This window comes from Xanthomonas vesicatoria ATCC 35937, assembly GCF_001908725.1.
GTDB classification, from domain to species: domain Bacteria; phylum Pseudomonadota; class Gammaproteobacteria; order Xanthomonadales; family Xanthomonadaceae; genus Xanthomonas; species Xanthomonas vesicatoria.
In genome coordinates this window covers 4,733,256-4,759,000 of the sequence record NZ_CP018725.1, presented here as the reverse complement: position 1 = coordinate 4,759,000, position 25,745 = coordinate 4,733,256, and the positions used below count along the sequence as shown (strand labels likewise).

25 protein-coding genes are annotated in these 25,745 nt (G+C 64.0%); 13 read left to right on the top strand and 12 right to left on the bottom strand.

What is annotated here, in order from left to right:
- The first annotated feature begins 68 nt into the window (after window positions 1-68).
- Together BJD12_RS20790 and BJD12_RS20785 are read left to right on the top strand one after the other, a co-directional pair.
- Window positions 69-284 carry a DUF6116 family protein gene (locus BJD12_RS20790; RefSeq protein WP_005988342.1) on the top strand — a complete coding sequence of 72 codons (216 nt, stop codon included), beginning with the start codon at window positions 69-71 and terminating at the stop codon, window positions 282-284.
- Window positions 284-1,051 carry a TatD family hydrolase gene (locus tag BJD12_RS20785; protein ID WP_005988340.1) on the top strand — a complete coding sequence of 256 codons (768 nt, stop codon included), beginning with the start codon at window positions 284-286 and terminating at the stop codon, window positions 1,049-1,051. Before BJD12_RS20790 ends, BJD12_RS20785 begins: the two co-directional genes overlap by 1 nt.
- A 40-nt stretch (window positions 1,052-1,091) precedes the next feature.
- Here BJD12_RS20785 and BJD12_RS20780 read toward each other — a convergent pair whose 3' ends face one another.
- Window positions 1,092-1,922, bottom strand: a complete 831-nt coding sequence (locus tag BJD12_RS20780) for a tRNA threonylcarbamoyladenosine dehydratase (protein ID WP_005988338.1) — start codon at window positions 1,920-1,922, stop codon at window positions 1,092-1,094.
- A 68-nt stretch (window positions 1,923-1,990) separates the two neighbouring features.
- Here BJD12_RS20780 and BJD12_RS20775 point away from each other — a divergent pair, with 68 nt between their 5' ends.
- Window positions 1,991-2,419 carry a hypothetical protein gene (locus BJD12_RS20775; RefSeq protein ID WP_039425311.1) on the top strand — a complete coding sequence of 143 codons (429 nt, stop codon included), beginning with the start codon at window positions 1,991-1,993 and terminating at the stop codon, window positions 2,417-2,419.
- A gap of 131 nt (window positions 2,420-2,550) precedes the next feature.
- A complete protein-coding gene (locus tag BJD12_RS20770; RefSeq protein ID WP_005988334.1) occupies window positions 2,551-3,033 on the top strand; it encodes a glycine zipper 2TM domain-containing protein in 483 nt (160 codons plus the stop codon).
- Between the two features lie 88 nt (window positions 3,034-3,121).
- Here BJD12_RS20770 and BJD12_RS20765 read toward each other — a convergent pair whose 3' ends face one another.
- The gene (locus BJD12_RS20765; protein WP_003483561.1) at window positions 3,122-3,337 is read right to left on the bottom strand and encodes a cold-shock protein; all 216 of its coding nucleotides are present in this window, start codon (window positions 3,335-3,337) and stop codon (window positions 3,122-3,124) included.
- A gap of 227 nt (window positions 3,338-3,564) precedes the next feature.
- On the opposite strand from BJD12_RS20765, the gene BJD12_RS20760 reads away from it, so the two are divergent.
- Together BJD12_RS20760 and BJD12_RS20755 are read left to right on the top strand one after the other, a co-directional pair.
- A complete protein-coding gene (locus tag BJD12_RS20760) occupies window positions 3,565-4,050 on the top strand; it encodes a DUF456 domain-containing protein (protein WP_005988332.1) in 486 nt (161 codons plus the stop codon).
- Window positions 4,051-4,259: 209 nt separating this feature from the next.
- On the top strand, window positions 4,260-5,396 hold the full coding sequence (locus tag BJD12_RS20755; protein WP_005988330.1) for a phospholipase A: 1,137 nt from the start codon (window positions 4,260-4,262) through the stop codon (window positions 5,394-5,396).
- A 210-nt stretch (window positions 5,397-5,606) separates the two neighbouring features.
- Here the strand turns inward: BJD12_RS20755 and BJD12_RS20750 are convergent, their stop codons facing one another.
- The 4 genes from BJD12_RS20750 to BJD12_RS20730 form a co-directional block, all read right to left on the bottom strand.
- On the bottom strand, window positions 5,607-6,245 hold the full coding sequence (locus BJD12_RS20750) for a carbonic anhydrase (protein WP_172797182.1): 639 nt from the start codon (window positions 6,243-6,245) through the stop codon (window positions 5,607-5,609).
- Window positions 6,246-6,432: 187 nt separating this feature from the next.
- On the bottom strand, window positions 6,433-7,068 hold the full coding sequence (locus BJD12_RS20745) for a glutathione S-transferase family protein (protein ID WP_005988325.1): 636 nt from the start codon (window positions 7,066-7,068) through the stop codon (window positions 6,433-6,435).
- A gap of 761 nt (window positions 7,069-7,829) precedes the next feature.
- Complete coding sequence (locus BJD12_RS20735) at window positions 7,830-9,347, bottom strand: fumarate hydratase (protein ID WP_005988323.1); 1,518 nt, start codon at window positions 9,345-9,347, stop codon at window positions 7,830-7,832.
- A 275-nt stretch (window positions 9,348-9,622) separates the two neighbouring features.
- Window positions 9,623-9,994: a VOC family protein gene (locus BJD12_RS20730; RefSeq protein ID WP_005988321.1), complete on the bottom strand. Its 372-nt coding sequence runs from the start codon at window positions 9,992-9,994 to the stop codon at window positions 9,623-9,625.
- Between the two features lie 128 nt (window positions 9,995-10,122).
- Here BJD12_RS20730 and BJD12_RS20725 point away from each other — a divergent pair, with 128 nt between their 5' ends.
- The 3 genes from BJD12_RS20725 (at window position 10,123) to BJD12_RS20715 (ending at window position 13,475) form a co-directional block, all read left to right on the top strand.
- Entirely contained in the window at window positions 10,123-10,512 is a 390-nt protein-coding gene (locus BJD12_RS20725) for a MarR family winged helix-turn-helix transcriptional regulator (RefSeq protein WP_201765694.1), read from the top strand.
- Window positions 10,513-10,605: 93 nt separating this feature from the next.
- Window positions 10,606-12,486: an ABC transporter ATP-binding protein gene (locus BJD12_RS20720; protein WP_005988316.1), complete on the top strand. Its 1,881-nt coding sequence runs from the start codon at window positions 10,606-10,608 to the stop codon at window positions 12,484-12,486.
- A gap of 209 nt (window positions 12,487-12,695) precedes the next feature.
- Window positions 12,696-13,475, top strand: a complete 780-nt coding sequence (locus tag BJD12_RS20715; RefSeq protein WP_005988314.1) for a ferredoxin--NADP reductase — start codon at window positions 12,696-12,698, stop codon at window positions 13,473-13,475.
- A gap of 178 nt (window positions 13,476-13,653) precedes the next feature.
- Here BJD12_RS20715 and BJD12_RS20710 read toward each other — a convergent pair whose 3' ends face one another.
- Window positions 13,654-14,139, bottom strand: coding sequence for a glutathione peroxidase (locus BJD12_RS20710; RefSeq protein WP_005988313.1), 486 nt, complete (start codon window positions 14,137-14,139; stop codon window positions 13,654-13,656).
- A 371-nt stretch (window positions 14,140-14,510) separates the two neighbouring features.
- On the opposite strand from BJD12_RS20710, the gene BJD12_RS20705 reads away from it, so the two are divergent.
- Window positions 14,511-16,709 carry a M3 family metallopeptidase gene (locus tag BJD12_RS20705; RefSeq protein ID WP_042827603.1) on the top strand — a complete coding sequence of 733 codons (2,199 nt, stop codon included), beginning with the start codon at window positions 14,511-14,513 and terminating at the stop codon, window positions 16,707-16,709.
- Window positions 16,710-16,798: 89 nt separating this feature from the next.
- Here BJD12_RS20705 and BJD12_RS20700 read toward each other — a convergent pair whose 3' ends face one another.
- From BJD12_RS20700 to BJD12_RS20690, 3 genes are all read right to left on the bottom strand, one after another.
- Entirely contained in the window at window positions 16,799-17,299 is a 501-nt protein-coding gene (locus tag BJD12_RS20700; protein WP_005988309.1) for a MarR family winged helix-turn-helix transcriptional regulator, read from the bottom strand.
- Between the two features lie 65 nt (window positions 17,300-17,364).
- The gene (locus BJD12_RS20695; RefSeq protein WP_042827602.1) at window positions 17,365-18,207 is read right to left on the bottom strand and encodes a DUF3298 and DUF4163 domain-containing protein; all 843 of its coding nucleotides are present in this window, start codon (window positions 18,205-18,207) and stop codon (window positions 17,365-17,367) included.
- A gap of 40 nt (window positions 18,208-18,247) precedes the next feature.
- Window positions 18,248-18,529, bottom strand: a complete 282-nt coding sequence (locus tag BJD12_RS20690) for a GNAT family N-acetyltransferase (protein WP_074059459.1) — start codon at window positions 18,527-18,529, stop codon at window positions 18,248-18,250.
- A 212-nt stretch (window positions 18,530-18,741) separates the two neighbouring features.
- On the opposite strand from BJD12_RS20690, the gene BJD12_RS20685 reads away from it, so the two are divergent.
- Complete coding sequence (locus BJD12_RS20685) at window positions 18,742-18,942, top strand: hypothetical protein (RefSeq protein ID WP_005988303.1); 201 nt, start codon at window positions 18,742-18,744, stop codon at window positions 18,940-18,942.
- 139 nt (window positions 18,943-19,081) lie between these two features.
- On the opposite strand, the gene BJD12_RS20680 is transcribed toward BJD12_RS20685, so the two are convergent.
- On the bottom strand, window positions 19,082-19,690 hold the full coding sequence (locus BJD12_RS20680) for a rhomboid family intramembrane serine protease (protein ID WP_005988301.1): 609 nt from the start codon (window positions 19,688-19,690) through the stop codon (window positions 19,082-19,084).
- A gap of 7 nt (window positions 19,691-19,697) precedes the next feature.
- The gene (locus BJD12_RS20675; RefSeq protein ID WP_005988299.1) at window positions 19,698-21,263 is read right to left on the bottom strand and encodes a POT-type proton-dependent oligopeptide transporter; all 1,566 of its coding nucleotides are present in this window, start codon (window positions 21,261-21,263) and stop codon (window positions 19,698-19,700) included.
- 284 nt (window positions 21,264-21,547) lie between these two features.
- Here BJD12_RS20675 and BJD12_RS20670 point away from each other — a divergent pair, with 284 nt between their 5' ends.
- Window positions 21,548-23,317: a M14 family metallopeptidase gene (locus BJD12_RS20670; protein ID WP_005988297.1), complete on the top strand. Its 1,770-nt coding sequence runs from the start codon at window positions 21,548-21,550 to the stop codon at window positions 23,315-23,317.
- Between the two features lie 122 nt (window positions 23,318-23,439).
- Window positions 23,440-25,686: a beta-glucosidase family protein gene (locus BJD12_RS20665; protein ID WP_074059458.1), complete on the top strand. Its 2,247-nt coding sequence runs from the start codon at window positions 23,440-23,442 to the stop codon at window positions 25,684-25,686.
- The last annotated feature ends 59 nt before the right edge of the window (window positions 25,687-25,745 follow it).

Sequence of the window (25,745 nt, the reverse complement as noted above, 5' to 3'; positions counted from 1 at the left end):
CTCATGAACGCCACGGTTAAGTTCAGCTAGCGGTTACTTCATGCACTTCTAACAGCCGGAGCTCTTGCATGCGAAATCTTCTCACCGCACGCGCCTTGGAGTGGGCGGCCAAGCTTCGCTATCCCACGTTGTTCAAGCTGGCAGCCGCGCTGTTTGTGGTGGATGTGCTGGTGCCGGATTTTGTGCCATTCGTTGACGAACTGCTGTTCGGCCTGACCACGCTACTGCTGGCCAACTGGAAGACGCGCAAGGCGCCCCTGCCGGCACCGGTGCGCCGCGACTGATGCAGTTGATCGACAGCCATTGCCATCTGGACGCAGGCGAATTCGACCACGACCGCCCTGCGGTGATTGCGCGCGCGCGCGAGGCCGGGGTCGTGCAGCAGGTGGTGCCGGCCGTCACCGCCGCCAGCTGGCCGGGCCTGCGCGCAGTGTGCGCCCAGGCGCCCGGGTTGCATCCGGCCTATGGCTTGCACCCGATCTTTCTCGATCAGCACCGCCCCGAGCACCTGGAGCTGTTGGCCGAGTGGATCGAGCGCGAGCGCCCCTGCGCGATCGGCGAATGCGGCCTGGACTTCTACCTGGAGGGCCTGGACGCGCAGGCCCAGCGCGACTATTTCGATGGCCAGTTGCGCCTGGCCAAGCGCTTCGACCTGCCGCTGATCGTGCACGCGCGCCGCGCCACCGAAGAAGTCATCGCCCGCATCAAGGCCGTCGGTGGCCTGCGCGGCGTGGTGCACAGCTTTGCCGGCAGCCCTGAGCAGGCGCAGCAATTGTGGAAGCTGGATTTCATGCTCGGCCTGGGCGGCCCGGTCACTTATCCGCGCGCCAATCGCCTGCGCGGCCTGGCTGCGACGATGCCGTTGGAATGGCTGCTGCTGGAGACCGATGCGCCGGACCAGCCCGACGCCAGCATGCGCGGGCAACGCAACGAGCCGTCCTACCTGCGCACGGTGCTGGACTGCATCGCACAGCTACGCGGCCAGGCGGCCGAGCACATCGCCGCGCAGACCACCGCCAATGCGCGGCGCTTGTTCGGGTTGCCGGGTTGATCGCACCGCACGTTGCTGCATGACGTATCAACCTGCGCACTCACCCCGTTGAGGCAGCTTCGCCAGCAGGCCTGGCTGCGGCCACCTTGGGCTTAAGCAACATTTCCAGCGCCTTGCCCACCGCCACAAATGCGAACGTGCCGGTGATATGCGTGGCCGCGCCCAGCCCGGCACCGCAATCCAGCTTGAGCGTGGCATCGGCATCCAGTTGCGGGCGAATGCCGCACACGCTGCCGTCAGCCTGCGGGTATTTGACGTTTTCCAGCGAGTACACCGCCGGCACGCCGAAATAGCGCTGCGCATTCTTGGGGAAATTGAAGTCGCTGCGCAGCTTCTTGCGAATCAGCGCCAGCATCGCATCGTGCTCGGTACGCGAGACATCGCGCACGCGCACCAGGGTGGGATCGGTGCGCCCGCCGGCGGCGCCGACGGTCAGCAGCGGCAGCTTGCGGCGCCGACACCAGGCGATGGTCTCCACCTTGACCCGGAAGCTGTCGCAGGCATCGATCACCAGATCCAGGCCGTCGCCCAGCAGGGTTTCGATATTGCCGGTGGTGAGAAACGCCTCCACCGCATCGACCTCGATTTCCGGGTTGATCGCCACGCAGCGCTCGGCCATGGCGCGCGCCTTGTTGCGTCCGTACTGCCCGGCCAGCGCCGGCAATTGTCGATTGGTATTGGACACGCACAGGTCGTCGGCATCGATCAGGCGGAGATGGCCGACGCCGGTGCGTGCCAGCGCCTCCACCACCCACGAGCCCACACCGCCCATGCCCACCACCGCCACGCGGCAAGCAGACAACCGCTCCACCGTGCCGACTCCGTACAGCCGGTCGATACCGGCAAAGCGTTCACGCCATTGTGCTTTCATCGGCCTATTTTACGCGCGCCACCTCCCGCGCGTCCGCCCACCGCACGCCTTTGCCGGAGCAGCTCGCCATGTCCGCCACACCTCCCCACCAATCACGCGCGGCGCGTTACGCCTTCATGCTGGTACTGGGCCTGTTGATCGGGCTGATCACGACAGTGATGGTGGCGCGCGTGTTGCAGGCGCGGCGCGACCCGCTGCCCGACAGCCTGATGCACGTATTGGACTATCAATTGCGCGCCCTGCAGCCGCAACCCGGGGCGATGTGCACAGCCGCGCAGCAGCAGGCGCGACTGCAATCGCTTCACTTGCTGGCCAACGAACTGGAACCGGCATTTCCGCAGATCGGCGAGGATCGCCGCTTCGGCGAACATGCCCAGGCACTGCGCGTCGTACTGGAGCAGGCACGGCGCAGCGCGCCGTCCAGTTGCGCCGCGTTCGCGCCGATCAAACGGCAGATTTCAGACGCCTGCGAGGCCTGCCATCGCGATTTTCGATGAAGTTGGATGAAGGCGGCGCTCGGGTTTCGTTAAGCCTGGAGTGAGCCAGTTGGCAGACCGTTCACCTGGACCAACACAGGATGACGTCGCCGCGGCCCTGACCGCCTTCAGAAACCCTCCGGAGACACCTCATGAAGACCCGACTGCTTGTTATTGGCCTGGCTGCAACCGCGACCCTGGTCGGCTGCGCCACGTCCCAGCCCCAGTACGGCAGCTATCGCGGCGACCGTGGCTACGACCAGGGCTATTCGCAGCAGGCGCCGCGCTGCGTGGATTGCGGCATCGTGACCCGCATCGACGAAGTCGGCCCGACCCGCACCGCGCCCACGGGCACCGGCGCGGTGCTCGGCGGCATCGTCGGCGCCGTGGCCGGCCGCCAGATTTCCAAGGACACCGGCGGTAGCAAGGGAAATAAGAATGTCTCGGCCGTGGCCGGCGCCGCCGCCGGCGCGCTGGCAGGTAACGCCATCCAGAACAATGTCACCAGCGACAGCTTCGACGTGCAGGTGCGCATGGACGATGGCCGCGTCATCGTGGTGAACCAGCGCGACCTGGCCGGCGTGCGCGAAAATGCCTACGTGCGCGTGGTCAACGGCAAGGTGGTGCTGCGCTGAGCAGCGGCTGCCGGCAGCGTGCAGGCAACAAAAAGGCCCGGTGACGGGCCTTTTTGCTGGCTGTGTGATGCATCCCCCGCGCAGTGGCTCAGACCACCTGCACCGCGTCGGCCTGCAGGCCTTTTTGCCCTTGCACGACGGTAAAACTGACCTTCTGCCCTTCCTTGAGACTCTTGAAGCCCTGGATCTGGATGGCGCGGAAATGGACGAAGACGTCTTCGCCGTTTTCGCGACTGATGAATCCAAAGCCCTTGGCATCGTTGAACCACTTCACGACACCATTCTCGCGTTCGATGTTGGACATCTCGACTGACTCCCTACGACACTGTGATGGACTGGCGGTGGCGCTGTGATTGCAAGGAGGAAGCGAGGTACAAGGATGTAGCGGATCGGGCGATCTACCGCATCAGGCCACGATTCACGGTGACCTTTGCAAACAGCAGCGGCTGCAACTTAACCCGCACAAAACCAATTTTCAAGCACCTCTTGCGTATTTTTGTCAAGCCTGAAACAGGACATTTCTAAACCATCATGGACACGACCATCGTTTATTACGTGCTGGCTGGCATCTTGGTGCTGGTAGGCCTTGCCGGCGTCATCCTGCCTGCCCTACCCGGCTTGCCGTTGGTCTTTGCGGGACTGCTGGTGGCCGCTTGGGCAGACGGGTTCAACCACGTGGGCTGGGTCGCGCTGGTGATTCTCGGGCTGATCACCGCCCTCTCCTTCTTGATCGATTTCCTTGCCACTCTGTATGGCGCGCAGCGTGTGGGGGCGAGCAAGATGGCGATGTGGGGCTCGGTGATCGGTGCCATCGCTGGCATTTTCTTCATGCCGATCGGCTTGTTTGTCGGCCCGTTCGCCGGTGCGTGGCTGGGAGAGTATTACCAGACCCGCAAGACCGGTCAGGCCACCAAGGTGGGTTTCGGTACCTGGGTCGGCATCATGCTGGGAACGGCCACCAAGCTGGCGCTGGGTCTGTGCATGCTGGGCGTGTTTGCGATCGCCTGGTTTTTCTGATGCCTCAGCAAGCGCGCCCCGAGCCAGTGCGGCCGCTGTCGCACCCGCCGTAAAGATCGCGCTGCAGCGTCGGCCTCATTGGCTCCGCCATACCCACCTGACTGACTCACCAGATGTTATGCCGCCGTGTACACACGGCGTATGCAGACGCGACCGTTAAGCTACGCGCCGACGCGCCTGCCTGGCGCCAACATTCGGCCAGACTGCCCATGCCCAAGTACCGCACCCGCCCCCTGATGCTGATCGCCCTGGCCGCCGCGCCGCTGGCGCATGGGCAGGAAATCGCTCCGCAGCCGGCGTCGCCGCAGGCCTGCACGTCCGTGACCTCGGATGCCGCCCGCCTGGCCTGCTACGACCAGGCGTTGGGCCACACCCCGCAGGCCGTGCAAGAGGCAGATGCCGCAGCCCAATTGGCCAAGCAAGCCGCCAAGACTGACGACAGCCGCAAGAGCAGCCGGGTGGGCGATTTCTTCCGCGCCGACGGACAGGACCAGGACCAGCCGAAGGAAGAAGCGGTCGCCAACGCCGGCCGCGGTTCATTACTCGATAGCCGCTGGGAACTGGCCAAGGATTCCAAACTGGGCACGTTCCAACTGCGTGGCTACAAGCCGGTCTATCTGCTGCCGGCATTCTGGACCAGCGACACCAACCGGACCCCGCAATCGCCGAATCCGGCCAATTCGGTCAGCACACCGCAGCAGCTGGACAGCGCCGAGCTGAAGTTCCAGCTGAGCTTCAAGACCAAGGTTGTCGAAGATCTGTTTGGCGACAACGGCGACATCTGGATGGGCTACACCCAGAGCTCGCGGTGGCAGGCCTACAACTCCGATGCATCGCGCCCGTTCCGCGAGACCAACTACGAGCCGGAAGCCATGCTGGTGTTCCGCAACAATTACAGCCTGTTCGGCTGGAAGGGCCGCATGAGCGGCATCAGCCTCAACCACATGTCCAACGGCCGCGAAGATCCGCTGTCGCGCTCCTGGAACCGGGTCATCCTCAACATCGGCCTGGATCGCGAGAACTGGGCGCTCACGTTGCGCCCGTGGTTCCGCATCAAGGAAGATCGCGCCGACGACAATAATCCTGACATCGAGGATTACATGGGCCGCGGCGACGCGACCCTGGTCTATAACAAGGACGGCCACGAATTTGCGTTGATCGCACGGCATTCGCTGCGTGGCGGCGACCGCTCGCACGGGTCGGTGCAGCTGGATTACGGCTTCCCCATCACCAACCTGTTACGCGGCCATGTGCAGGTGTTCGACGGCTACGGCGAGAGCCTGATCGACTACAACCACAAGGCCACCTACATCGGCCTGGGCGTGTCGTTGCTGGAGTGGTTCTAAGGTATCGAGAGCCGGGTCGGTTTGCATTGAGCGCAGGCAGGCGCACTTGGCACCCTGGCAGGCTGTCGCGGCCACGATGCAACCGCGGCTTCGCTACATAGAAGATCGCCACAAAAAAAAGCCGGCATTGCTGCCGGCTTTTTTGTGGCCGGATGAGGAGGCCCGCCCTAGGCGCGTGCCTCTCCAACCGACGCTAGTCAGAACATCGAATCACACGTCGAAGAAATCGACCTTGCCATCTTTCAACGCGTAATAAGCACCGACCACCTTGCAGACCCCATTGCGCAAAGGCTCCAGCAGGGCAGGTTCGGACGCGCCACGCAGGCGATCCACAGTGCGCTTGACGTTGGCCTTTACCGAGGCGGCCAGCAGGTCATCGCCGCCCTTGCTCTTGGCAGCCAGCACGGCCGGGACGATGGGCTCGATCATGGCGCCGATCGCGCCCGGGAAAAAGGCGTTCTGTTCGACAACCGACACCGCCGCGGCGACTGCACCGCAACTTTCGTGGCCCATCACCACTACCAGCGGCACACCGAGCTGGCTCACCGCATATTCGATCGAGCCGAGCGCCGTGGTGTCCACCGTGTTGCCGGCATTGCGCACGATGAACATCTCGCCCAGGCCACGTCCGAACAGCAGCTCCGGCGGCACGCGCGAGTCAGAACAGGACACCAGGATCACGAAGGGCGTCTGGCCAAGCGCCAGTTCCAGGCGCCGTTTGCCGTCGGAAATCACCTTTTTGGGACGGTTCTGCACAAAGGCAATATTGCCGTCGCGCAATACCTGCAGCGCCTGATCGGCGCTGAGGTCGGTCTTCTTGCCGGGCGCGGCGCGCAGCGAGAACGGCAACGACGCAGCGGCGGCGGCCACCGGTGCACAACACGCGCATTGCAATAGCTTGCGACGGGATACGGACTGCAACATGGTAGAGCCCCTGTTCTCTGGTATGTCGCGCGATCGTACACCCCGCAGGGCATAACCCAACGGACTCGACCGTTGCTATCGAAACAGAACTTCGCTCACCGGGATGCCACGGTCAGGCCCAGTCGGTCAATCCTTCTCGCCGGTAGGTTTCCTGGAAGGCGGGCCGGGCCTTCATCCGTTGCGCATGCGCCTGCAGGGCCGGCCAGCTGTCGGTAGGTCTAGGCATGTTGCGCGACCAGCGCATCAACATGGTCAGCATGAAATCGGCGGCCGATAGGGTCTTGCCGAGCAGATAGGGTCCATGCGCGTGCAAATGCGCATCGACCTGGGCCCAGGCCGCTTCCAGCTTGTTACGTGCCTGGGTCTGCGCCGCATCGAGGTGGGAAGCGCCGGCCGGCTCGTGCGGGTAGAACCAGGCGCGATAGGCCGGCTGCAAGGTGTTGGCGCAGAAAAACATCCAGCGGTAGTAGGCCGCGCGCTCGGGCGTGGCGACCGGCGGCGCGAGCCCGGCATGCGGGTAGAGATCGGCCAGATGCATGACGATGGCGGCCGCTTCCGTCAGTACTTGCCCGTCCAGCACCAGGGTGGGCACTACGCCGGCCGGATTGAGTGCCAGATAGTCCGGCGCCTTCTGCTCGCCGCGTTCGAAATCCAGCGGATGCAGCACATGTGCGATGTCCAGTTCGATCAGCAGCCAATGGACGACCAGGGCGGCAGTACTGGGGGTGTGGTAGAGCGTGGCGGCCATGCGGGTTCTCGGTCAGTTGGTACAGGCGCGCAGGCAGGCGAGCTTGCGCGGTTCGCAGCGAGTGTCGTCGCTCTGCTGGGTGCAGTCGAAGACCTGCGCCATGCAGTTGGCCTGTTGCGCCGGATTTTGTACGTCGTCGCAGCGCTTTCCACGCGGCGCAGCCCTGCTGCTGCAACTGGACTCGCTGGGTCGGTCGGCGCGGCATTGTCGGGCGCTGCTGTTGCACTGTGCGATGCACCGGTCCGTGGCCGAAGGCCCGTCGAATCGTGTTGTGGTGTCGTTTGTCTTAAGTGACTTGCGCTCTGCAAACGGCACGGGGGCGGCAGGCGGCGGTGCGTAGTTGCGCGAAGGAAACAACACCGTGGGTGCCTTTTGCTGCTGCGCCGCCGCACTCAGGCTCAGGCACAACGACAACGCGCTACAGACGAGTCGGAGCATTCCTTTCTCCTTGGATTAGCGGCCAGTGCGTCGAGCATAGCCGGTTCGCGCGTGGCAGCGCCGGCCTTCTCTGCGGAGAGATCACCGATGCTCTCTCCACCGACGCAGTTGCTCCGCTGCCGGCAAGCGTCCCGCTCTGCCCGTTTTATCTACAGCAAACCACGAGGCGTTCCATCGCCTCGCTACTTCCGACCAACTGAGCACCACGCCGTCTCGCGCCATCGTTGTACGCACGCGGTGCGAAGAAATGCGCCTCACCGCATGAATCGGGCGCTGGCCCAGCCCGCCCTGCCGACGGGCTGCGCAGTCAGTTGGTAATCCGGTTACTCCACTACCACCGGAATCTTGCCAATGCGCGACTGCCACTGCCGCGGGCCGGTCTTGTGCACCGATTCGCCGGTGGAATCCACCGCCACGGTCACCGGCATGTCCTTGACCTCGAATTCGTAGATCGCCTCCATGCCAAGGTCTTCGAACGCCAGCACGCGCGCGGCCTTGATCGCCTTGGACACCAGGTATGCCGAGCCGCCGACCGCCATCAGGTACACGGCCTTGTTGTCACGGATTGCATCGATTGCCGCATCGCCACGCTCGGACTTGCCGACCATGCCCAGCAGGCCGGTTTGTTCGAGCATCTGACGGGTGAACTTGTCCATGCGCGTGGCGGTAGTCGGGCCGGCCGGGCCGACCACTTCGTCGCGCACCGGGTCGACCGGGCCAACGTAGTAGATGAAGCGGTTGGTGAAATCCACCGGCAAGGGCTCGCCCTTGTTGAGCATGTCGATCATGCGCTTGTGCGCGGCGTCGCGGCCGGTCAGCAGCTTGCCGTTGAGCAGCACCACTTCGCCCGGCTTGAAGCTGGCGACTTCTTCGCGGGTGATGGTGTCCAGATTCACCCGGAGCGCATTGGTCGGGTTGTAGGTGAGCTTGGGCCAGTCTTCCAGCGACGGCGGGTCCAGCATCACCGGGCCGCTGCCGTCCAGGGTGAAGTGGGCGTGGCGGGTGGCGGCGCAATTGGGGATCAAGGCCACCGGCAGGTTGGCAGCATGGGTCGGGTAATCCTTGACCTTGATGTCCAGCACCGTGGTCAGGCCGCCCAGGCCCTGTGCGCCGATACCGAGCGCATTGACCTTTTCGTACAGCTCCAGGCGCAGTTCTTCGGCACGATTGGAGGCGCCGCGCGCCTGCAGGTCGACGATGTCGATCGGCTCCATCAGCGCTTCCTTGGCCAGCAGCATCGCCTTCTCGGCGGTGCCGCCGATGCCGATGCCGAGCATGCCCGGCGGGCACCAGCCCGCGCCCATGGTCGGCACGGTCTTGAGCACCCAGTCGACGATGGAATCAGAGGGGTTGAGCATGGCGAACTTGCTCTTGGCCTCCGAACCGCCGCCCTTGGCCGCGACGATAACGTCGACCGTGTCGCCCGGGACGATCTTCACGTTGACCACCGCCGGGGTGTTGTCCTTGGTGTTGGCACGCTTGCCGGCCGGATCGGCCAGCACGCTGGCACGCAATTTGTTGTCCGGATGGTTGTAGGCGCGGCGCACGCCTTCGTTGACCATATCTTCCACGCCCATGGTGGCGTCGTCCCAACGCACGTTCATGCCGATTTCCAGAAACACGGTGACGATGCCGGTGTCCTGGCAGATCGGGCGATGGCCTTCAGCGCACATGCGCGAATTGATCAGGATCTGCGCAATCGCGTCCTTAGCGGCGGGCGATTCTTCGCGCTCGTAGGCAGCCGACAGGTTCTTGATGTAGTCGACCGGGTGGTAGTAGCTGATGTACTGCAGCGCATCGGCGACGGACTGGATGAGGTCTTCCTGCTTGATCGAGGTCACGGCTGGCTCTACGGCTGGCGGGGGTGCAATCCGCACATTTTAGAGCAAACCGCGGCCGCAGCCGGATGGGGCGTCTATGGAAACGATTGACCGAAGCATGCGTTGCGGCTTGCCGGGTAGCAGGATGGCGCGGTGACGCAGGGAGTGCGGACCGCAATGACCGCCTCACCGCGGTACTGCCACGCGCCATGCCAGGCCGCAGCCCTGCCCGCCTGCTCGGTTGGCACACGCTGCGAAATACGCACTGTTGCTTCGGTCGCGCCAACCGCGCGTGCTCAGGCGTGCGTCACATTGTGAGCGGTGATGGTGTAGCCGAACGGATCGCGGAACGCGAAATACCGGCCAAATGGCCCGTCCTTCGGCGCAAACGCGATCTCTGTGCCGTGGTCGGCAAGATGCGCATGCAAGGCGTCGGCATCATCGCAGCCGAACCACAGCGCGATGCCCTCGCCCAACCGGTCGGTATTGGTCAGCTCGACCACCGGCATACGGATGGCAAACGGGATCGGCCGGGTGTCGAACACCACCGCGCCCGGCGGGCTGTGGGCTGCAGGCGTGAGCCCGACCACCTCGGTGTAGAAGCTGCGTGCTGCGTCAAGATCCGGGGTTTGAATGCCGACGAAGTCGGGGCCGATCAGATGGGGCATGGCTGGACGCACTGTGATTGGGAAGGCCTAAAATATCAGCACACTGACAATTATGTAAGGGCACTGATATGACAGATCCCGGAAGTGAACCGCAGATGCGCGACCCATACGCGACTATCGGCTATGCGTTGAAGCTGGCACAGCAGGCCCTGCGCACGCGCATGGATACCGACCTGCGCGACATCGGCCTGACCACGCCCCAATATGCGGTGCTCACCTATTTGAAAGGCGAGCCGGGCGCATCGAACGCTGCCCTCGCCCGGCGCGCGTTCGTGACCCCGCAGACCATGCAGGCGATTTTGGTAACGCTCGAACGCGCCGGTTTCATCGCACGCATGCCGCATCCCGAGCACGGCCGCGTACAGAAGACCGAACTCACGTCCAAGGGCCGCGCCGCCCTGAAAAAGGCCTCCGGCATAGTCGCCACTGCAGAAACGCGCCTGCAGGCCGCCGCGGCCCCGCTCGACCCGCAGGCGGTGTCGGCGCTGCTGCTGCGGCTGGCCGAGGCGTTGCGCTGACCGGTGCAGCTTGCCGGCCAGCGGCAAGGGCGAGCCCTGCCCGGCGAGTACTCCAACACCCCGCGCCGACGCGAAGCGCTGCACACTAATGCGATGTCAGCTTCCCGTTCCGGCGCCGCCGCGCCCGCCGCTCCCCGTACCGGCCCCACCCTGCGCGAGCGCCTGGATGCGCTACGCAACCTGCCACCGTTCCTGCGCCAGATCTGGCAGACCAGCCGCTGGCTGAGCGCCAGCAGCATCGGCCTGCGCGTGCTTCGCGCGTTGATGCCGGTGGCCACGCTCTACATCGGCAAATTGATCATCGACGAGGCGATCCACCTGGTCGGCCAGCCGCCGGCATTCGAGTCCTTTACGCAGGCGCTGGGCAGCGGGCGTTTGAACCGCTTACTGGAGTTGCTGGCGTTGGAACTGGCGCTGGCGATCGGCTCTGACCTACTCGGGCGCATGGTCGGTTATGCCGATGCGCTGTTGTCGGAGCTGTTCAACAACGCCGCCAGCGTGCGCCTGATGGAGCATGCCGCGCAGCTGGATCTGGAAGATTTCGAAGACCCCGACCGGCAGGACAAGCTGGATCGCGCACGCCGTCAGACCATGAACCGCATGAACCTGATGAGCCAGTTGTTTGGCCAGGTGCAGGATGCGATCACCGTGGTCAGCCTAGCAGTGGGCCTGGTGGTGTACGCACCCTGGTTGATCGTGCTGCTGGCAGTGGCGCTGATCCCGGCCTTCATTGGCGAGGCGCACTTCAATGCACTGGGCTATTCGCTCAACTTCCAGTGGACGCCGGAGCGCCGCCAGCTCGATTATCTGCGCCAGGTCGGCGCCAGCGTAGAGACCGCAAAAGAAGTCAAAATCCTCAACCTGCATCGCTTTCTGATTGCGCGTTACCGGCGCCTGGCCGACAAGTTCTTCCAGGCCAACCGCGCACTGGCGCGCAAGCGTGCGTTCTGGGGTGCGGTGCTGGCGGCGCTGGGCACGCTGGGCTATTACATGGCCTATGGCTACATCGCCTGGCGCACGGTGCGCGGCGATTTCAGCATCGGCGACCTGACCTTTCTGGCCGGCAGTTTCCTGCGTCTGCGTCAATTGCTGGAAGGCCTGTTGATCGGGTTTTCGCAGGTCGCCGGCCAAGCCTTGTATCTGGACGATCTGTATTCGTTCTTCAACATCGTGCCGGAAATCCGCTCGCGCCCCAACGCCTTGCCGGTGCCGCGGCCGATCCGCCAGGGGTTCGTGTTCGAGGATGTGGGCTTCCGTTATCCGGACGCAGAGACGTGGACGGTCCGGCATCTGGATTTCGAACTGCGCGCTGGCGAAGTGCTGGCACTGGTCGGCGAAAACGGCGCCGGCAAGACCACGCTAGTCAAGCTGCTGGCGCGGCTGTACGACCCTGACGAGGGCCGCATCCTGCTCGATGGTCACGACCTGCGCGACTACGATCTGGACGATCTGCGCGCCAACCTGGGAGTGATCTTTCAGGACTTCGTGCGCTACCACCTCAGCGTGGGCGAGAACATCGGCGTGGGCCAGGTGGATGCGATGGACGATGCGCCGCGGATCCAGGCCGCTGCGCAGCGCGCGATGGCCGGCGCACTCATCGACAGCCTGCCCGATGGCTACGCCCAATTGATCGGCCGCCGTTTCAAGAACAGCGTGGACCTGTCCGGTGGGCAGTGGCAGAAAATCGCCATCGCACGCGCCTACATGCGCGATGCGCAACTGATGATCCTGGACGAACCCACCGCAGCACTGGATGCGCGCAGCGAATTCGAGGTGTTTCAGCGCTTCAAGGAGCTCTCCGACAACCGCACCGCGGTGTTGATCTCGCACCGCTTCTCCAGCGTGCGCATGGCCGACCGCATCCTGGTGCTGGTGGCGGGGCGCATCGAGGCCAACGGCACCCACGAAGAGCTGATGGCCCAAGGCGGGCGCTATGCGGAGCTGTTCGAGCTGCAGGCGGCGGGGTATCGGTGAGGCTGGGAATGGGGAATGGGGAATCGTTAGAAGCGGCGCTCCTGCGGCTGACAGGCACTGAGCCTGCGGATCCTGAAGAGGCACAGATCTTTCGGCACTGCACCCCATTCCCGATTCCCGATTCTCCATTCCCGCCAAATGAGAGTTCATCTCATTTGGCTGGCTTGAGGTAGAATTGCCGGGTACTCCTCCCACGACACTAAACCGGTATGTCTTCCGCTTTTGGCGCCGAAACGGTGCTTGAGGTCCGCCACTGGACCGATGCCTACTTCAGCTTCACCACCACCCGCGATGCCGGTTTCCGCTTCGAGAACGGCCAGTTCGTGATGATCGGGCTGGAAACCGAAACCCGGCCGTTGCTGCGTGCGTATTCGATCGCCAGCGCCAACTGGGAAGAGCATCTGGAGTTCTTCAGCATCAAGGTGCCGGACGGCCCGCTGACCTCGCGGCTGCAGCACATCCAGCCGGGCGACAAGGTGCTGGTCGGCAAGAAGCCCACCGGCACGCTGCTGATCAGCGACCTGCACCCGGGCCGCAACCTGTATTTGCTGGGCACCGGCACCGGCCTGGCGCCGTGGTTGTCGATCATCAAGGACCCGGAAACCTACGAGCGTTTCGACAAGGTGATCCTGACCCAGGGCGTGCGCTTCGTGCAGGATCTGGCGTACCGCGACTACTTCGAACGCGAGCTGCCGCAGCACGAATTCCTCGGCGATCTGCTGCGCGAAAAACTGCTGTATTACCCGGCGGTCACCCGCGAAGCGTTTGCCAACCAGGGCCGGCTGACCGAGCTGATGGCCGATGGCCGCATGCAGCAGACCCTGGGCCTGCCGACCCTGGACCCGGCCAATGACCGCTTCATGATCTGCGGCAGCCCGCAGATGCTGGCCGACCTGCGCACCTTGCTGGACGCGCGCGGTTTCCAGACCTCGCCGCGTATTGGCACGCCGGGGCATTACGTGTTCGAACGCGCCTTCGTCGAGAAGTGATGCAGCGTGCGGGGTCGCCGCTACCGCACCGTCGTAGCAGCGCCCTTGGGCGCGATGAAGCACTCCCAGTAACGCCTCATCCTTGGCATAAGGCCTCACATCCTCGGTAACGCCTCGTCGCGCCCGGGTGCGCTCAGATGATCCGGGCGCGTTGATGAGGTTGGGTGCGTTGGCGATATCAGACGTCCAGCGCACGCTCGATATCGTCGGCCAGGGCCTCCGGCTTGGTGGTCGGCGCATAGCGCTCCAGCACGGTGCCGTCGCGGCCGATCAGGAACTTGGTGAAATTCCACTTGATCGCCTCGGAGCCAAGCAGGCCGCGTTGTTCGTGCTTGAGCCATTTCCACAGCGGATGCGCGTCGCTGCCGTTGACCTCGACCTTGGACGCCAGCGGAAAATCCACCGCATAGTCGAGCGAACAAAACTGCCGGATTTGTGCCGCATCGCCCGGCTCCTGGTGACCGAACTGATCGCAGGGGAAACCGATCACCACCAGCCCGCGCTCGCGATAGCGCTGCCACAGCGCCTGCAATCCCGCGTACTGCGGAGTGAAGCCGCATTTGGACGCCACATTGACCACCAGCAAGACTTTGCCGGCGTAGTCGGCCAAGGCATGCGGGTAACCGTCCAGATCGGTGAATTCAAAGGTGGATAGCGCAGTCATCGGCAGCTCTCGACAGGGAAGGCGCCAGCCTACCCCAGTCGTATCGGCCCGCCACGCCGTCCGTTGGCAGAACTGCCACCTCCGCTCATGCGACACGGACGCGCTGCGCTCCGGTCGCGCATCGATGGCTGTTTGCATGCCTGTCTCCAGCACCACTCTGGCCGCGCGCTCGCTGGGCAGGCGCTGCCGGCTGTCCGGATGTGTCGCCGAGCCATTGGCGGCTGTCCCGGCCAGGTCACAGCGCGCTGTCGCCCTGGATTGTCGCGTCACCTGGCGCATGGTCGCGTCCGTCAGTCAGCCATGCCTTTTGTCACACGCTTGTCCCGGCACGCTGGGTTAGCCTCGGCGGTTCGCACTTTGGAGCCATCCTCTTGACCACCCGTCTCGCTTTCGCCCTGGCCGCTTCCCTGGGACTCGCCATGCCGTCCTATAGCATCGCCGCGCCCGCCACCACGCAGGCCGCCACCCAAGGCAACCCGTTTTTCGCAGACAGCACACTGCCGCTGCACTACCCGCAGTTCGACAAGATCAAAGACAGCGACTTCGCACCCGCCTTCGACGCCGGCATGGCCGAGCAATTGAAGGAGGTGGACAAGATCGCCAACCAGAAAGCCAAGCCGAGCTTCGAGAACACCATCGTCGCGCTGGAGAAGAGCGGCGCCACGCTCGATCGCGCCACCACGGTGTTCTTCAATCTGGTGGGTGCCGACACCAATGATGCACGCAAGAAACTGCAGGCCGATTATTCGGCAAAGTTTGCCGCGCATCGCGATGCGATTTCGCTCAACGGCAAACTGTTCGCGCGCATCCAAAGCTTGTACGACCAACGCGCCAAGCTGGGCCTGGACGCGCAAGGCCTGCGCCTGGTCGAGAAGTATTACAGCGACTTCGTCCGCGATGGCGCCAAGCTCTCCGATGCCGACAAGACCACGCTCAAGGCGATGAATGCCGAACTGGCCAACCTGGGCACCACTTTCAGCCAGAACGTGCTGGCCGAGGTCAATGCAGCAGCAGTTGTTGTGGATGACGTCAAGCAGCTCGACGGCCTGTCCGAAGAACAGATCGCCGCTGCTGCCGAAGCGGCCAAGACGCGCAAGCTCGATGGCAAGTACGTGATCGCGCTACTCAACACCACCGGCCAGCCGCCGCTGACCCAGCTGAAGAACCGCGAGTTGCGCAAGAAGATCTACGACGCCTCGGTCTCGCGCGGCAGCCACGGCGGTCAGTACGACAACACCGCGCTGGTGTCGCGCATCATGAAGCTGCGCGCCGACAAGGCCAAGCTGCTCGGCTTCCCGACCTACGCCGCGTACTCGCTGGAAAACCAGACCGCCAAGACCCCTGAAGCGGTCAACGCGATGCTGGGCAAGCTGGCACCAGCGGCGGTCGCCAATGCCAAGCGCGAGGCAGCCGATCTGCAGGCGATGATCGACAAGGAACAAAAAGCCGCACGCAAGCCCACCTTCAAGCTCGAAGCCTGGGATTGGGCCTACTACAGCGAGAAGGTGCGCCAGGCCAAGTACAACTTCGACGAGTCGCAGCTCAAGCCGTACTTCGAGCTCAAGAACGTGCTGGAAAACGGCGTGTTTTACGCGGCCAACCAGGAATACGGCCTGACCTTCAAGCAGCGCACCGACCTGCCCACCTACCGCGACGACATCACCGTCTATGACGTGTTCGACGCCGATGGCAAGCAGCTGGCAATCTTCATTGCCGACATGTACGCACGCGAGTCCAAGCGCGGCGGTGCGTGGATGAACTCGTACGTGTCGCAGTCGGACCTAACCGGTTTCAAGCCGGTGGTGGCCAACCACCTCAACATCCCCAAGCCGCCGGCCGGCCAGCCGACGCTGCTGACCTGGGACGAGGTGACCACCATGTTCCATGAGTTCGGGCATGCGCTGCACGGCATGTTTTCGGACGTCAAATACCCGTACTTCTCCGGCACCAGCGTGCCGCGCGACTTTGTCGAGTTCCCCTCGCAGGTCAACGAAATGTGGGCAGACGAGCCTTCCATCCTGAAGAACTACGCCAAGCATTATCAGAATGGCACGCCAATGCCGCAGGCATTGCTGGACAAGGTAATCGCCGCTTCCAAGTTCAACCAGGGTTTTGCCACCACCGAGTATCTGGGTGCGGCAATGCTTGACCAGAACTGGCACCAGATCAGCGCCAGCCAGGTGCCCGACCCCGCCGGCGTCATGGCATTCGAAGCCAAGGCCCTGCAGCAGGACGGCATTGCCTACGCGCCGGTGCCGCCGCGCTACAAGACCCCGTATTTCAGCCACATCATGGGCGGCTATGCAGCGGGCTACTACGCCTACATTTGGTCCGAAGTCCTGGATGCCAACACCCAGCAATGGTTCAAGCAGCATGGTGGGTTGAGCCGGGCCAACGGCGACCGTTTCCGCCAGACGTTGCTGTCGCGTGGCGGCAGCGTGGATGCAATGGAGCTGTTCCAGAACTTTGCCGGGCACGCACCGCAGATCGAGCCCTTGCTCGAAAAACGCGGCCTGAGTGCGAACGGCGGCGATGGTGCCACTCCGGAAGCACCGCAGTCCAAGCCGTAATCGGCCTGCATCACGACAACGCCGCCCGGAGCGATCCGGGCGGCGTTGTCGTTTGGGATCGGCCTGCGCGGCAACTGCTGGGTAACCCGTCAGGACTCAATGGCATCCACGCCATTGAGCAATTTCTTCAATAATTTTTCCAGACGGACCTGCTCGGCGTCGCTGATGTCCACCGTCTGCTCGTGCAACAGCGTGCAGGCTTCTGGCAACACATGTTCGATCAGTGCGAGCCCGGCCGGCTGCAGGGTGAGCATGATCTTGCGACGATCGTCGGGGCTGCTGCCACGTGCGATCAAGCCTTTTTCGCACAGCTGGTCGGTGAGCCGGGTAATGTTGGCCGGCTTCTCGCTCGCCGCCTCGGCCGCTTCGGTCGGGGTAATCGCCTGCTCCGGCGTGCCATACAACATCATCAGGATTTCGTATTCCGGCGGACTGATCCCGTACGGCTTGAGTCGCACACAACTGATGGTATGCAGCCGCTTGTAGAGATGCTTGATCAACCTCACCAGGACAGCGGGCTCCCGCGGAAAGGCTGGATAGCGCGCGCAGGTGTGGTCCACGCGGTTTGCGGTTGGATCGAAACTACTCATATCACCGTTTGATTACATTACTGAATGGCCAAGCTATTCAATCACATCACCTGCGGGGCCACACCTCAACGAGCGAAAAGATGTACATATTCCGGCGCGACCCACGGCATCAAGGTGGATGCAGCGACCTCGGCCGTTTGCGTGCCATCCGAATATGGCCCGACCTGATACGGCGGAAACACGAAGCGCACCGCAGTGATCTGACCGGCCGCATTCAACACCGGGACGAACTGCGCAAAGTTGTCCACTTGCGCTGCAGTGCCTTCTGCAATCATGCGGTCGGCCGATGCGACTTGCTCGGCCTGTTCTTCGACCGGCACACGATCAGCTTCCACACGCTGGGTGGCAGCAGCGTGCAACTGCGCAGCGACGTCGTGACCGATCTTCTCCCATCCAGCCGCATCGGGAATCAGTGCCTGCGCGGTCAGTTGCCTGCGTTCCTTGATTAGCCACACGAAACGCGCCACCAACGGCTCGCCATGCGCACCGCCGGTATAGCGGCTGCCATCGGCGGAGATAACGATCAGGTCGGCGGTCTGCAACAGCTTTTCGAATGCCAGCGACAATTCATAGGGAGCCGCCGGTTTGTCGTTGCCCAGACCGGAGACGGCTTCCATCAGTTCACTGCGGGCATCCTGTGCATATTTGCGAATCAGCGCAGTGAGCTCCGGATACGCATCCAGCCCACGCGGATAACTGATACCGACCATATACGCCGGCGCATGTTCGATCACATCTTCCAGCGGGCCGCTCTGCACCATCAGCGGTTCCGGAGCCGGCGTTGCGGTAGCCGCATCGGCAGCCGGCTCAGGCTGCTCGACCGCGTTGGGTTCGCGCTGCGTACAGCCCGCCAACAGGGCCAGCATCAGCAGAGCCCGTACACCATTGAATCCACGCAACCGCCCCATTCCCACCTGCTCCCCTGATCGAACCACCCACTGCTGTCCATCAGGCCAGCAGATCCTGAAACTGTTGATGCCGGCGCACGTAGGCGGCGGCGTAGCTGCACGCCGGCACGACCTTCAGGCCGGCGTCGCGCGCATGCTGCAAAGCAGCCTCGACCAGAACGGCGGCAATGCCGCGCCCTGCAATCGCATCCGGCACCAGCGTATGCGTGATGGTCATGCGCGCACTCTCGATGCGATAGACCAGTTCGGCACGATGTCCTTCGCTGTCAACCACAAAGCGCTGCTGTGATGGATCGTGTTCGGCGTGCATTGTCGCTGCCATCTCGTCTGCGCCGGGCCGGGAATATGCGGCAAGTGTGACCAGCGCGACGCCGCGCCTGCGTGAAAATGAATCCACGCTGTGACCGCCCGCTCGGCTTGGCGAAGAGGTGCTCAAGTTCGCTCGGGGAGCGCCGATAGCTGACTCGAAGGCGCTCGCTGCAACCGGTCTCCGGCCTGGCAACCGCCCTCGCCTTACCAACGAGGAGTCACCGCATGCACAACGATTCGGCAGGAAACGGCACCGACAGCGACAGCTCGCTGCTGGAAGGCTTGTTCCAGTTCGCCATCAACGGCGACACCCACAACCCCGACTTCGCACAGCTCAACGATACCGTCTACGAGCGCCTGCAGCAGGCCTACGGCGCGGTATCGGGCTCGGCGCTCAGCACCGACCGGGAACGCAGCGCGGCCTGATGCCGTTGTCGCTCCATCTGCCAGGACCCGTGACGCCGTGGCGTCGGTCCTGGCCCGGTTGCCGCACGCAACCGCTGCACTGACGCATTACCGCAGCGCCGGCTAGCCGGTATCCGAACGTCCGGACCTGCCAGCGCCCTCAGCCGAAGCGCGGATTGGACAGCTGCTCCAGGAAGACCTGCCACACCCGCGGCTCCATGATCAGCATGAACATCACCCCGAATGCCGCACCGGCCAGGTGCGCGCTGTGGTTGATGCGATCGCCGCCGCGGCGGTCCATCCACAGGCTGTAGCCGACATAGAACACCGCATAGATGATCGCCGGTGCCGGAATGAACAGCACCAGGATGATGGTCCACGGCTGCAGCAGGATAAAGGCGAACAGCACCGCCGACACCGCACCGGAGGCGCCCAGGCTCAAATAATTGGGGTTGTTCTGGTTCTTCAGATAGCTGGGCAGGATCGACACCACCAGCGCGGCCAGATAGAACAACGGGTAGGTCAGCATGCTGCCGGTCAGCTGCGTCATCACGTTTTCGATCACCCGTCCAAAAAAGAACAGCGTGATCATGTTGAAGACCAGGTGCCCCACGTCGGCATGGATGAAGCCGTAGGTCACTAGGCGGTCGTACTGGCGCTGTTTATCCAGCGCTGGCGGCCACAGGATGAGTCGGTCGGCCAGCTTGCGGTTGTTGAACGCCATCCACGAGACGATGCCAGTGATGGCGATCAGGATCAGGGTAATCATGCAGACCTCAGGCAGAGCGGTAATTGTCGACCATGCGATAACGGCGTGCGTACAGGCCAAAGGCCAGGGCTGCCAGGAATGCGAAGGCCGCGAAGAAGAACATCAGAAATGCTGCTTCGCTGAGCCCAGTATCGGCGATATGCGAGGTCACCGTGGCGTTGCGCACCGCCACGTTCGATAGCAGCACCCACAGATTGCCCACCGTGGTGGTCAGATACCAGAAGCTCATCACGACGCCCTTCATCGACGGCGGCGCCTGGCTGTAGGCGAACTCGATGCCGGTGGCCGACACCAGCACCTCGCCGAAGGTGAGCAAGGCATAGGGCAGCATCTGCCAGGCGATGTGCATCGGCTCGCCGCCGTCCATCACGACCTGGATCGCGCCGACCGCAATCCACGCCACGCCACTGAAGGCGATACCGCTGGTCATGCGGCGCAACGGCGTCGGCTCCCAACCACGGCGGCGCAACAGTGGGTACAGCACCAGGTTGTTGAAGGGGATCAGCAGCATCACCAGCAGCGGGTTGAGCGCCTGCATCTGCGAGGCGGTGAACCACACCGGCATGGTCATCTCGCGTCCCTGCAGCACCCAGGTCGAGGCCTTCTGATCGAACAACGAAAAGAATGGCGTCACCAGCGCGAAGATCACTAGCACCCGCAGCAATGCCCGCACGCCCTCGACCGCTTCATCCGGATGCGTGCCGCGCGCGCGTTCCAACTGCCACCAGGTGCCGCCGCCGATCCCGGCCAGCAGCAGCACTAGCGCCATGCACAGACAGATGACGATGCCCAGCGGCTCGATCAGCGCCATGCAGGCCAGTGCAGCGACCACCGCGATGATTGCCAGCGCCAGCCCAGGCCGCCCCTGCCCTGGCGCACGTGCCAGCAACGCCGTACGCAGCACCGCACCGAACCCGTGCGGGTCCTTCGGTGGCAATGTCACCAGCACATAGCGCTTGCGGCCCAGCCAGAACACCAGCGTGGCCACGAACATCAAGATGCCGGGGATGCCGAACGCCCAAGACGGGCCCAGATTCTTCAGCGCCAGCGGGATCAGCAACGAGGCGAACAGCGAGCCGAAGTTGATGATCCAGTAGAAGGCGTCGAACACCACCTTGGCCATGTGCTTGTTGGACTGGTCGAACTGGTCGCCCATGAACGAGGCCACCAGCGGTTTGATGCCGCCCGCACCCAACGCGATGAGGCTTAGTCCCACGAAGAAGCCGTGACGGCTGCCCTCGAACATCGCCAGACACGCGTGGCCTGCGCAATAGATCAGGCTGAACCACAGAATGGTGTTGTATTTGCCGAACAGCCGATCGGCCAGCCAGCCGCCCAGCAGCGGGAAGAAAAACACGCCGATCATGAAGCTGTGCAGGACGTGCTTGGCTTCCGCCTCGCGGCCCGGCCCGCCAACCTCCTGCAGCAGCATCGAGGTGATCAGAAACTGCACCAGGATGTTGCGCATCCCGTAGAAGCTGAAACGCTCGCAGGCTTCGTTGCCGATGATGAAAGGAATCTGTCGCGGCAGTCGCGCGCCAGCCGTGGGGCCCGGCAAGGTGGAGGTGGTCAAAGGCGGTCCGGTCGAACGGAAAACAACCCCTATCGTAACGGCCCCGAGAGGCCGGCCGCCATGCAGGAGCGATGCGCGGCTGGCGTCGCGCGCCAGGTGCATCGCCGTGCGCGCATTCGACGCCAAATGCGGCCACGCGCAAAACGCATCGATACCCAGCAAAAACCGGGAATTTCAAGTCGCTCGCGTCCGCTTGAAGCCGGCAGCAATGCCGCAGTGCAGATTGGCCTGCCAGCTCGCCTCGGCTACATTGCAAACGTTTTCCTGGAACACTGGACCGCTGGATGCCCCGCTTCACCCGCCTGGCCCTGAGCCTGTTGCTATTGACCTGTGCCCCTGCCGCGCTAGCCGCCGAACCGCTGACCACGCAGGCCGAGCGCAGCGGCTTTGTGCAGACCGGCCGCTACGACGAAGTCATTGCGCTGTGCGATGCCTTTGCACAGCGCTACCCGCAGGCGGTGCGCTGCGTGGAGTTCGGCACCACACCGGAAGGCCGCCCAATGAAGGCATTGATCGCCTCCACCAGCGGTGCGTTGGATGCGGCCAGCGCCGCGCAGCGCAAGCTGCCGGTGGTGTTGATCCAGGGCGGCATCCATGCCGGCGAGATCGATGGCAAGGACGCGGGCTTCCTGGCCTTGCACCAACTGCTCGATGGCAAGGCGGGCAAAGGCGTGCTCGACACGGTGGTGTGGGTGTTCGTGCCGGTGTTCAACGTGGATGGGCATGAGCGCTTTGGCGCCTGGAACCGCCCCAACCAGCGGGGCCCCGAGCAGATGGGCTGGCGCGTCACCGCGCAGAACCTCAACCTCAACCGCGACTACGTCAAGGCCGACGCGCCGGAGATGCAGGCCATGCTGCGGCTGGTGCAGCAGTGGGACCCGCTGATGTACGTGGACCTGCATGTCACCGACGGCGCCAAGTTCGAGCACGACGTCTCGGTACAGGTGGAGCCGGTGCATGCCGGCGACAGCACGCTGCAGCGCGACGGCACGCGTTGGCGCGATGCGGTGCTGAGCGATCTAGCCAAGCAAGGTTCGCTGCCGCTGCCGTACTACCCGTCCTTTGTGCACGAAGACGACCCCAGCTCCGGCTTTGCCGACGACGTGTCGCCGCCGCGGTTTTCGCATGGCTACTTTTTATTGCGCAACCGCTTCGGCATGTTGGTGGAAACCCACTCGTGGAAGGACTACCCCACGCGGGTCAGGGTGACCCGCAATGCCATCGTGTCGGTACTGCAGCAGGCCGCAAAACACGGCAACGCCTGGCGCGCCGATGCGCTGGCGGCCGATCAACGTGCGAGCCAGCTGGCCGGCATGCCCGAGCCGCTCAGCTTTGCCGCCGGCCCTGCCGCACGCACCGTGGCATTTCGCGGTTATGCCTATACGCGAACGCCCTCGCCGATTTCCGGCGCCTTGATGACGCGTTACGACGAGAGCAAACCGCAGATCTGGAAGATACCGCTGCGCGACCAGATCAAGCCCGATCTGGTGGTCGATTCACCGCGCGGCGGGTATCTGGTGCCGGCTGCGAACGCTGCCTTCGTCGCTGAAAAATTGCGCCTGCACGGTATTGAATTCCGCATGATCGCCAGTGCGGCCGAACACCCGGTGCAAACCTTCCGCGCCGACACCGCCAGCTTTGCCCCGCGCTCGAACGAAGGCCATCAGACGCTGGACGTCGTGGGGCAGTGGCGCGATGAAACGCGCGCCGTGCCGGCCGGTTCGCTGTTCGTGCCGATTGCCCAACCCAAGGCCCGTCTGGTGATGGCGATGCTGGAGCCGCAAGCACCGGACTCGTTGCTGCAATGGGGCTTTTTCAACGCGGCCTTCGAGCGCAAGGAATACATGGAGGCCTACGTGGCCGAAGACGTGGCGCGCGAGATGTTGGCCAACGACGCGGCGCTGCAGGCGCAGTTCGAACAGCGCATCGCCACCGACCCGGCGTTTGCCAAGAGCCCCCAAGCGCGCCTGGAGTTCTTCGCCAAGCGGCACTCTTCCTGGGACGAGCGCTACCAGCTGTATCCGGTGCTGCGTACCGTGCAGACCGACTTCTAACCGCGCCGCCGTCTTAGGCGAGCGACCGGGCGGCGCCTTTCCACGCCGCTCATTCGGGCATCTGCCTGCCCCACTTTCGTAATGACCCAGCACCACAAGGAAATCCCGTGCCACATCCCGATATGAAAACCTTTACAACGACTCCCCATCGTCCTCGCCCGCTCGTCCTGGCGGTGGCCTTGGGCCTGGGCATTGCATTGGCTGCGCCATTGGCACTCGCACAATCCGCACCTGCATCGCAGCCGTGGATGGACACCGCGTTGACCGCCGACCAGCGTGCAGACCGGCTGCTGGCGCAGATGACCGACGACGAAAAATTCCAGATGCTGCGCAGCTATTTCGGCCTGGGCACCGACAAGATTCCCAAGCCGGAAGGCGCGCTGGGATCGGCCGGCTATGTGCCCGGCATTCCGCGCCTGGGCATCCCGGCGCAGCAGCTGGCCGATGCCGGCGTGGGCGTCACCAATCCGGGCGGTATCCGCAAGGGCGACTTCGCCACCGCGATGCCTTCGGGCCCGTCTACGGCGTCCAGCTGGAACCCGCAGCTGGCCTTTGCCGGCGGCAAGACCATGGGCCGCGAATCCTGGCAGCAGGGCTTCAACGTGCTGCTGGCCGGCAGCGTCAACCTGCAGCGCGACCCGCGCAATGGGCGCAATTTCGAATATGCCGGCGAAGACCCGCTACTGGCCGGCATCATGGTCGGCGAATCCATCCGTGGCGTGCAGAGCGAACACGTGCTGTCGACGATGAAGCACTACGCGCTCAACGACATGGAAACCCGGCGCAACTTCCACAGCGCCGAGATTGGCGAGCAGGCAATGCACGAGTCGGACCTGCTGGCCTTCGAGATTGCGCTGAAAATCGGCGACCCGGCGTCGGTGATGTGCTCGTACAACAAGATCAACGGCGTCTACGGCTGCGAGCACGATTACCTGCTCAACCAGGTACTCAAGCAGGAATGGAAATACCCCGGCTATGTGATGTCCGACTGGGGCGGCGTGCACAGCGGCTCCAAGGCCGCGCTGGCCGGACTGGACCAGCAATCGGCCGGCGAAGTGTTCGATGCGGCAGTGTTCTTCGACGCACCGTTGCGCATGGCGGTAAGTGCCGGCGTAGTGCCGCGCGCGCGCTTCGACGACATGGTCAAGCGCGTATTGCGCAGCCTGTTCGCGCATGGCGGGTTCGATCACCCCACCCAACGCCAACCTATCGATGGCAAGGCCGGGCAACTGGCTGCGCAGCATGTCGCCGAAGAAGGCAGCGTGCTGCTGCGTAACGAGCAGGCCACCTTGCCGCTCTCCAAGGATGTGCGCCGCATTGCGGTGATCGGCGGCTACGCCGACAAGGGCGTGATGTCCGGCGGCGGCTCTTCGCGGGTGGACTACACCATCAACGGCGGCAATGCGGTGCCCGGGCTTACCCCGACCACCTGGCCGGGCCCGGTGATCATCCATCCGTCTTCGCCATTGCAGGCACTGCGCGCCGCATTGCCGAACGTGCAGATCGATTATGTCGACGGCAAGGACCGCGCTGCCGCCGCACGCGCGGCCAAGGCCGCCGATGTGGCGATCGTGTTCGCCACCCAGTGGTCGGCCGAATCGGTGGACCTGCCGGACATGCAGCTGCCCAACAACCAGGATGCCTTGATCGACGCAGTGGCCAAAGCCAACCCAAAGACCACCGTGGTGCTGGAAACCAACGGCCCCGTGCGCATGCCATGGGCCGAGCGCGTGCCGGCGGTGCTGCAGGCGTGGTACCCGGGCATCGGCGGCGGCGAGGCAATCGCCAACCTGCTGACCGGCGCGGTGAATCCTTCCGGCCATCTGCCGGTGACCTGGCCGGTGGACGAGTCGCAGCTGCCGCGGCCCTCGATTCCGGGGCTGGGCTTCAAGCCGGCCAAGCCGGGCGAGGACACCATCGACTACGCCATCGAAGGCGCCAACGTTGGCTACAAGTGGTTTGCCGCACGCAAGCTGACCCCGCGTTATCCGTTCGGCCACGGCTTGTCGTATACGCAGTTCCGCATGGGTGGCCTGCAGGTGGATGCGCAAGGCAGCACCCTCACCGCCCGCTTCGAGGTCGAGAACACCGGCCCGCGCGAAGGGGCGGCCGTGCCACAGCTCTATGTCACCTTGCCCGATGGTCATGCCACACCGCTGCGCTTGATCGGCTGGCAAAAGCTCACGCTCAAGCCCGGCGAAAAACGCAGCGTGCAGGTGGTGGCAGAGCCCAAGACGCTGGCCGATTTCGATGCCAAGGCACGTCATTGGAAGATCGCCGCCGGCACCTATCGCGTGCAGCTGGCACGCTCGGCAAGCGAGCCGGTGCAGAGTGCGGAGGTCAGCCTGCAGGCGACGCAGCTGCCTTAAGTACATGTCGCGGCGGGCGTGCAATGCGCGCGCCCGCCGCGCCGTTTTCTCACGTGGCC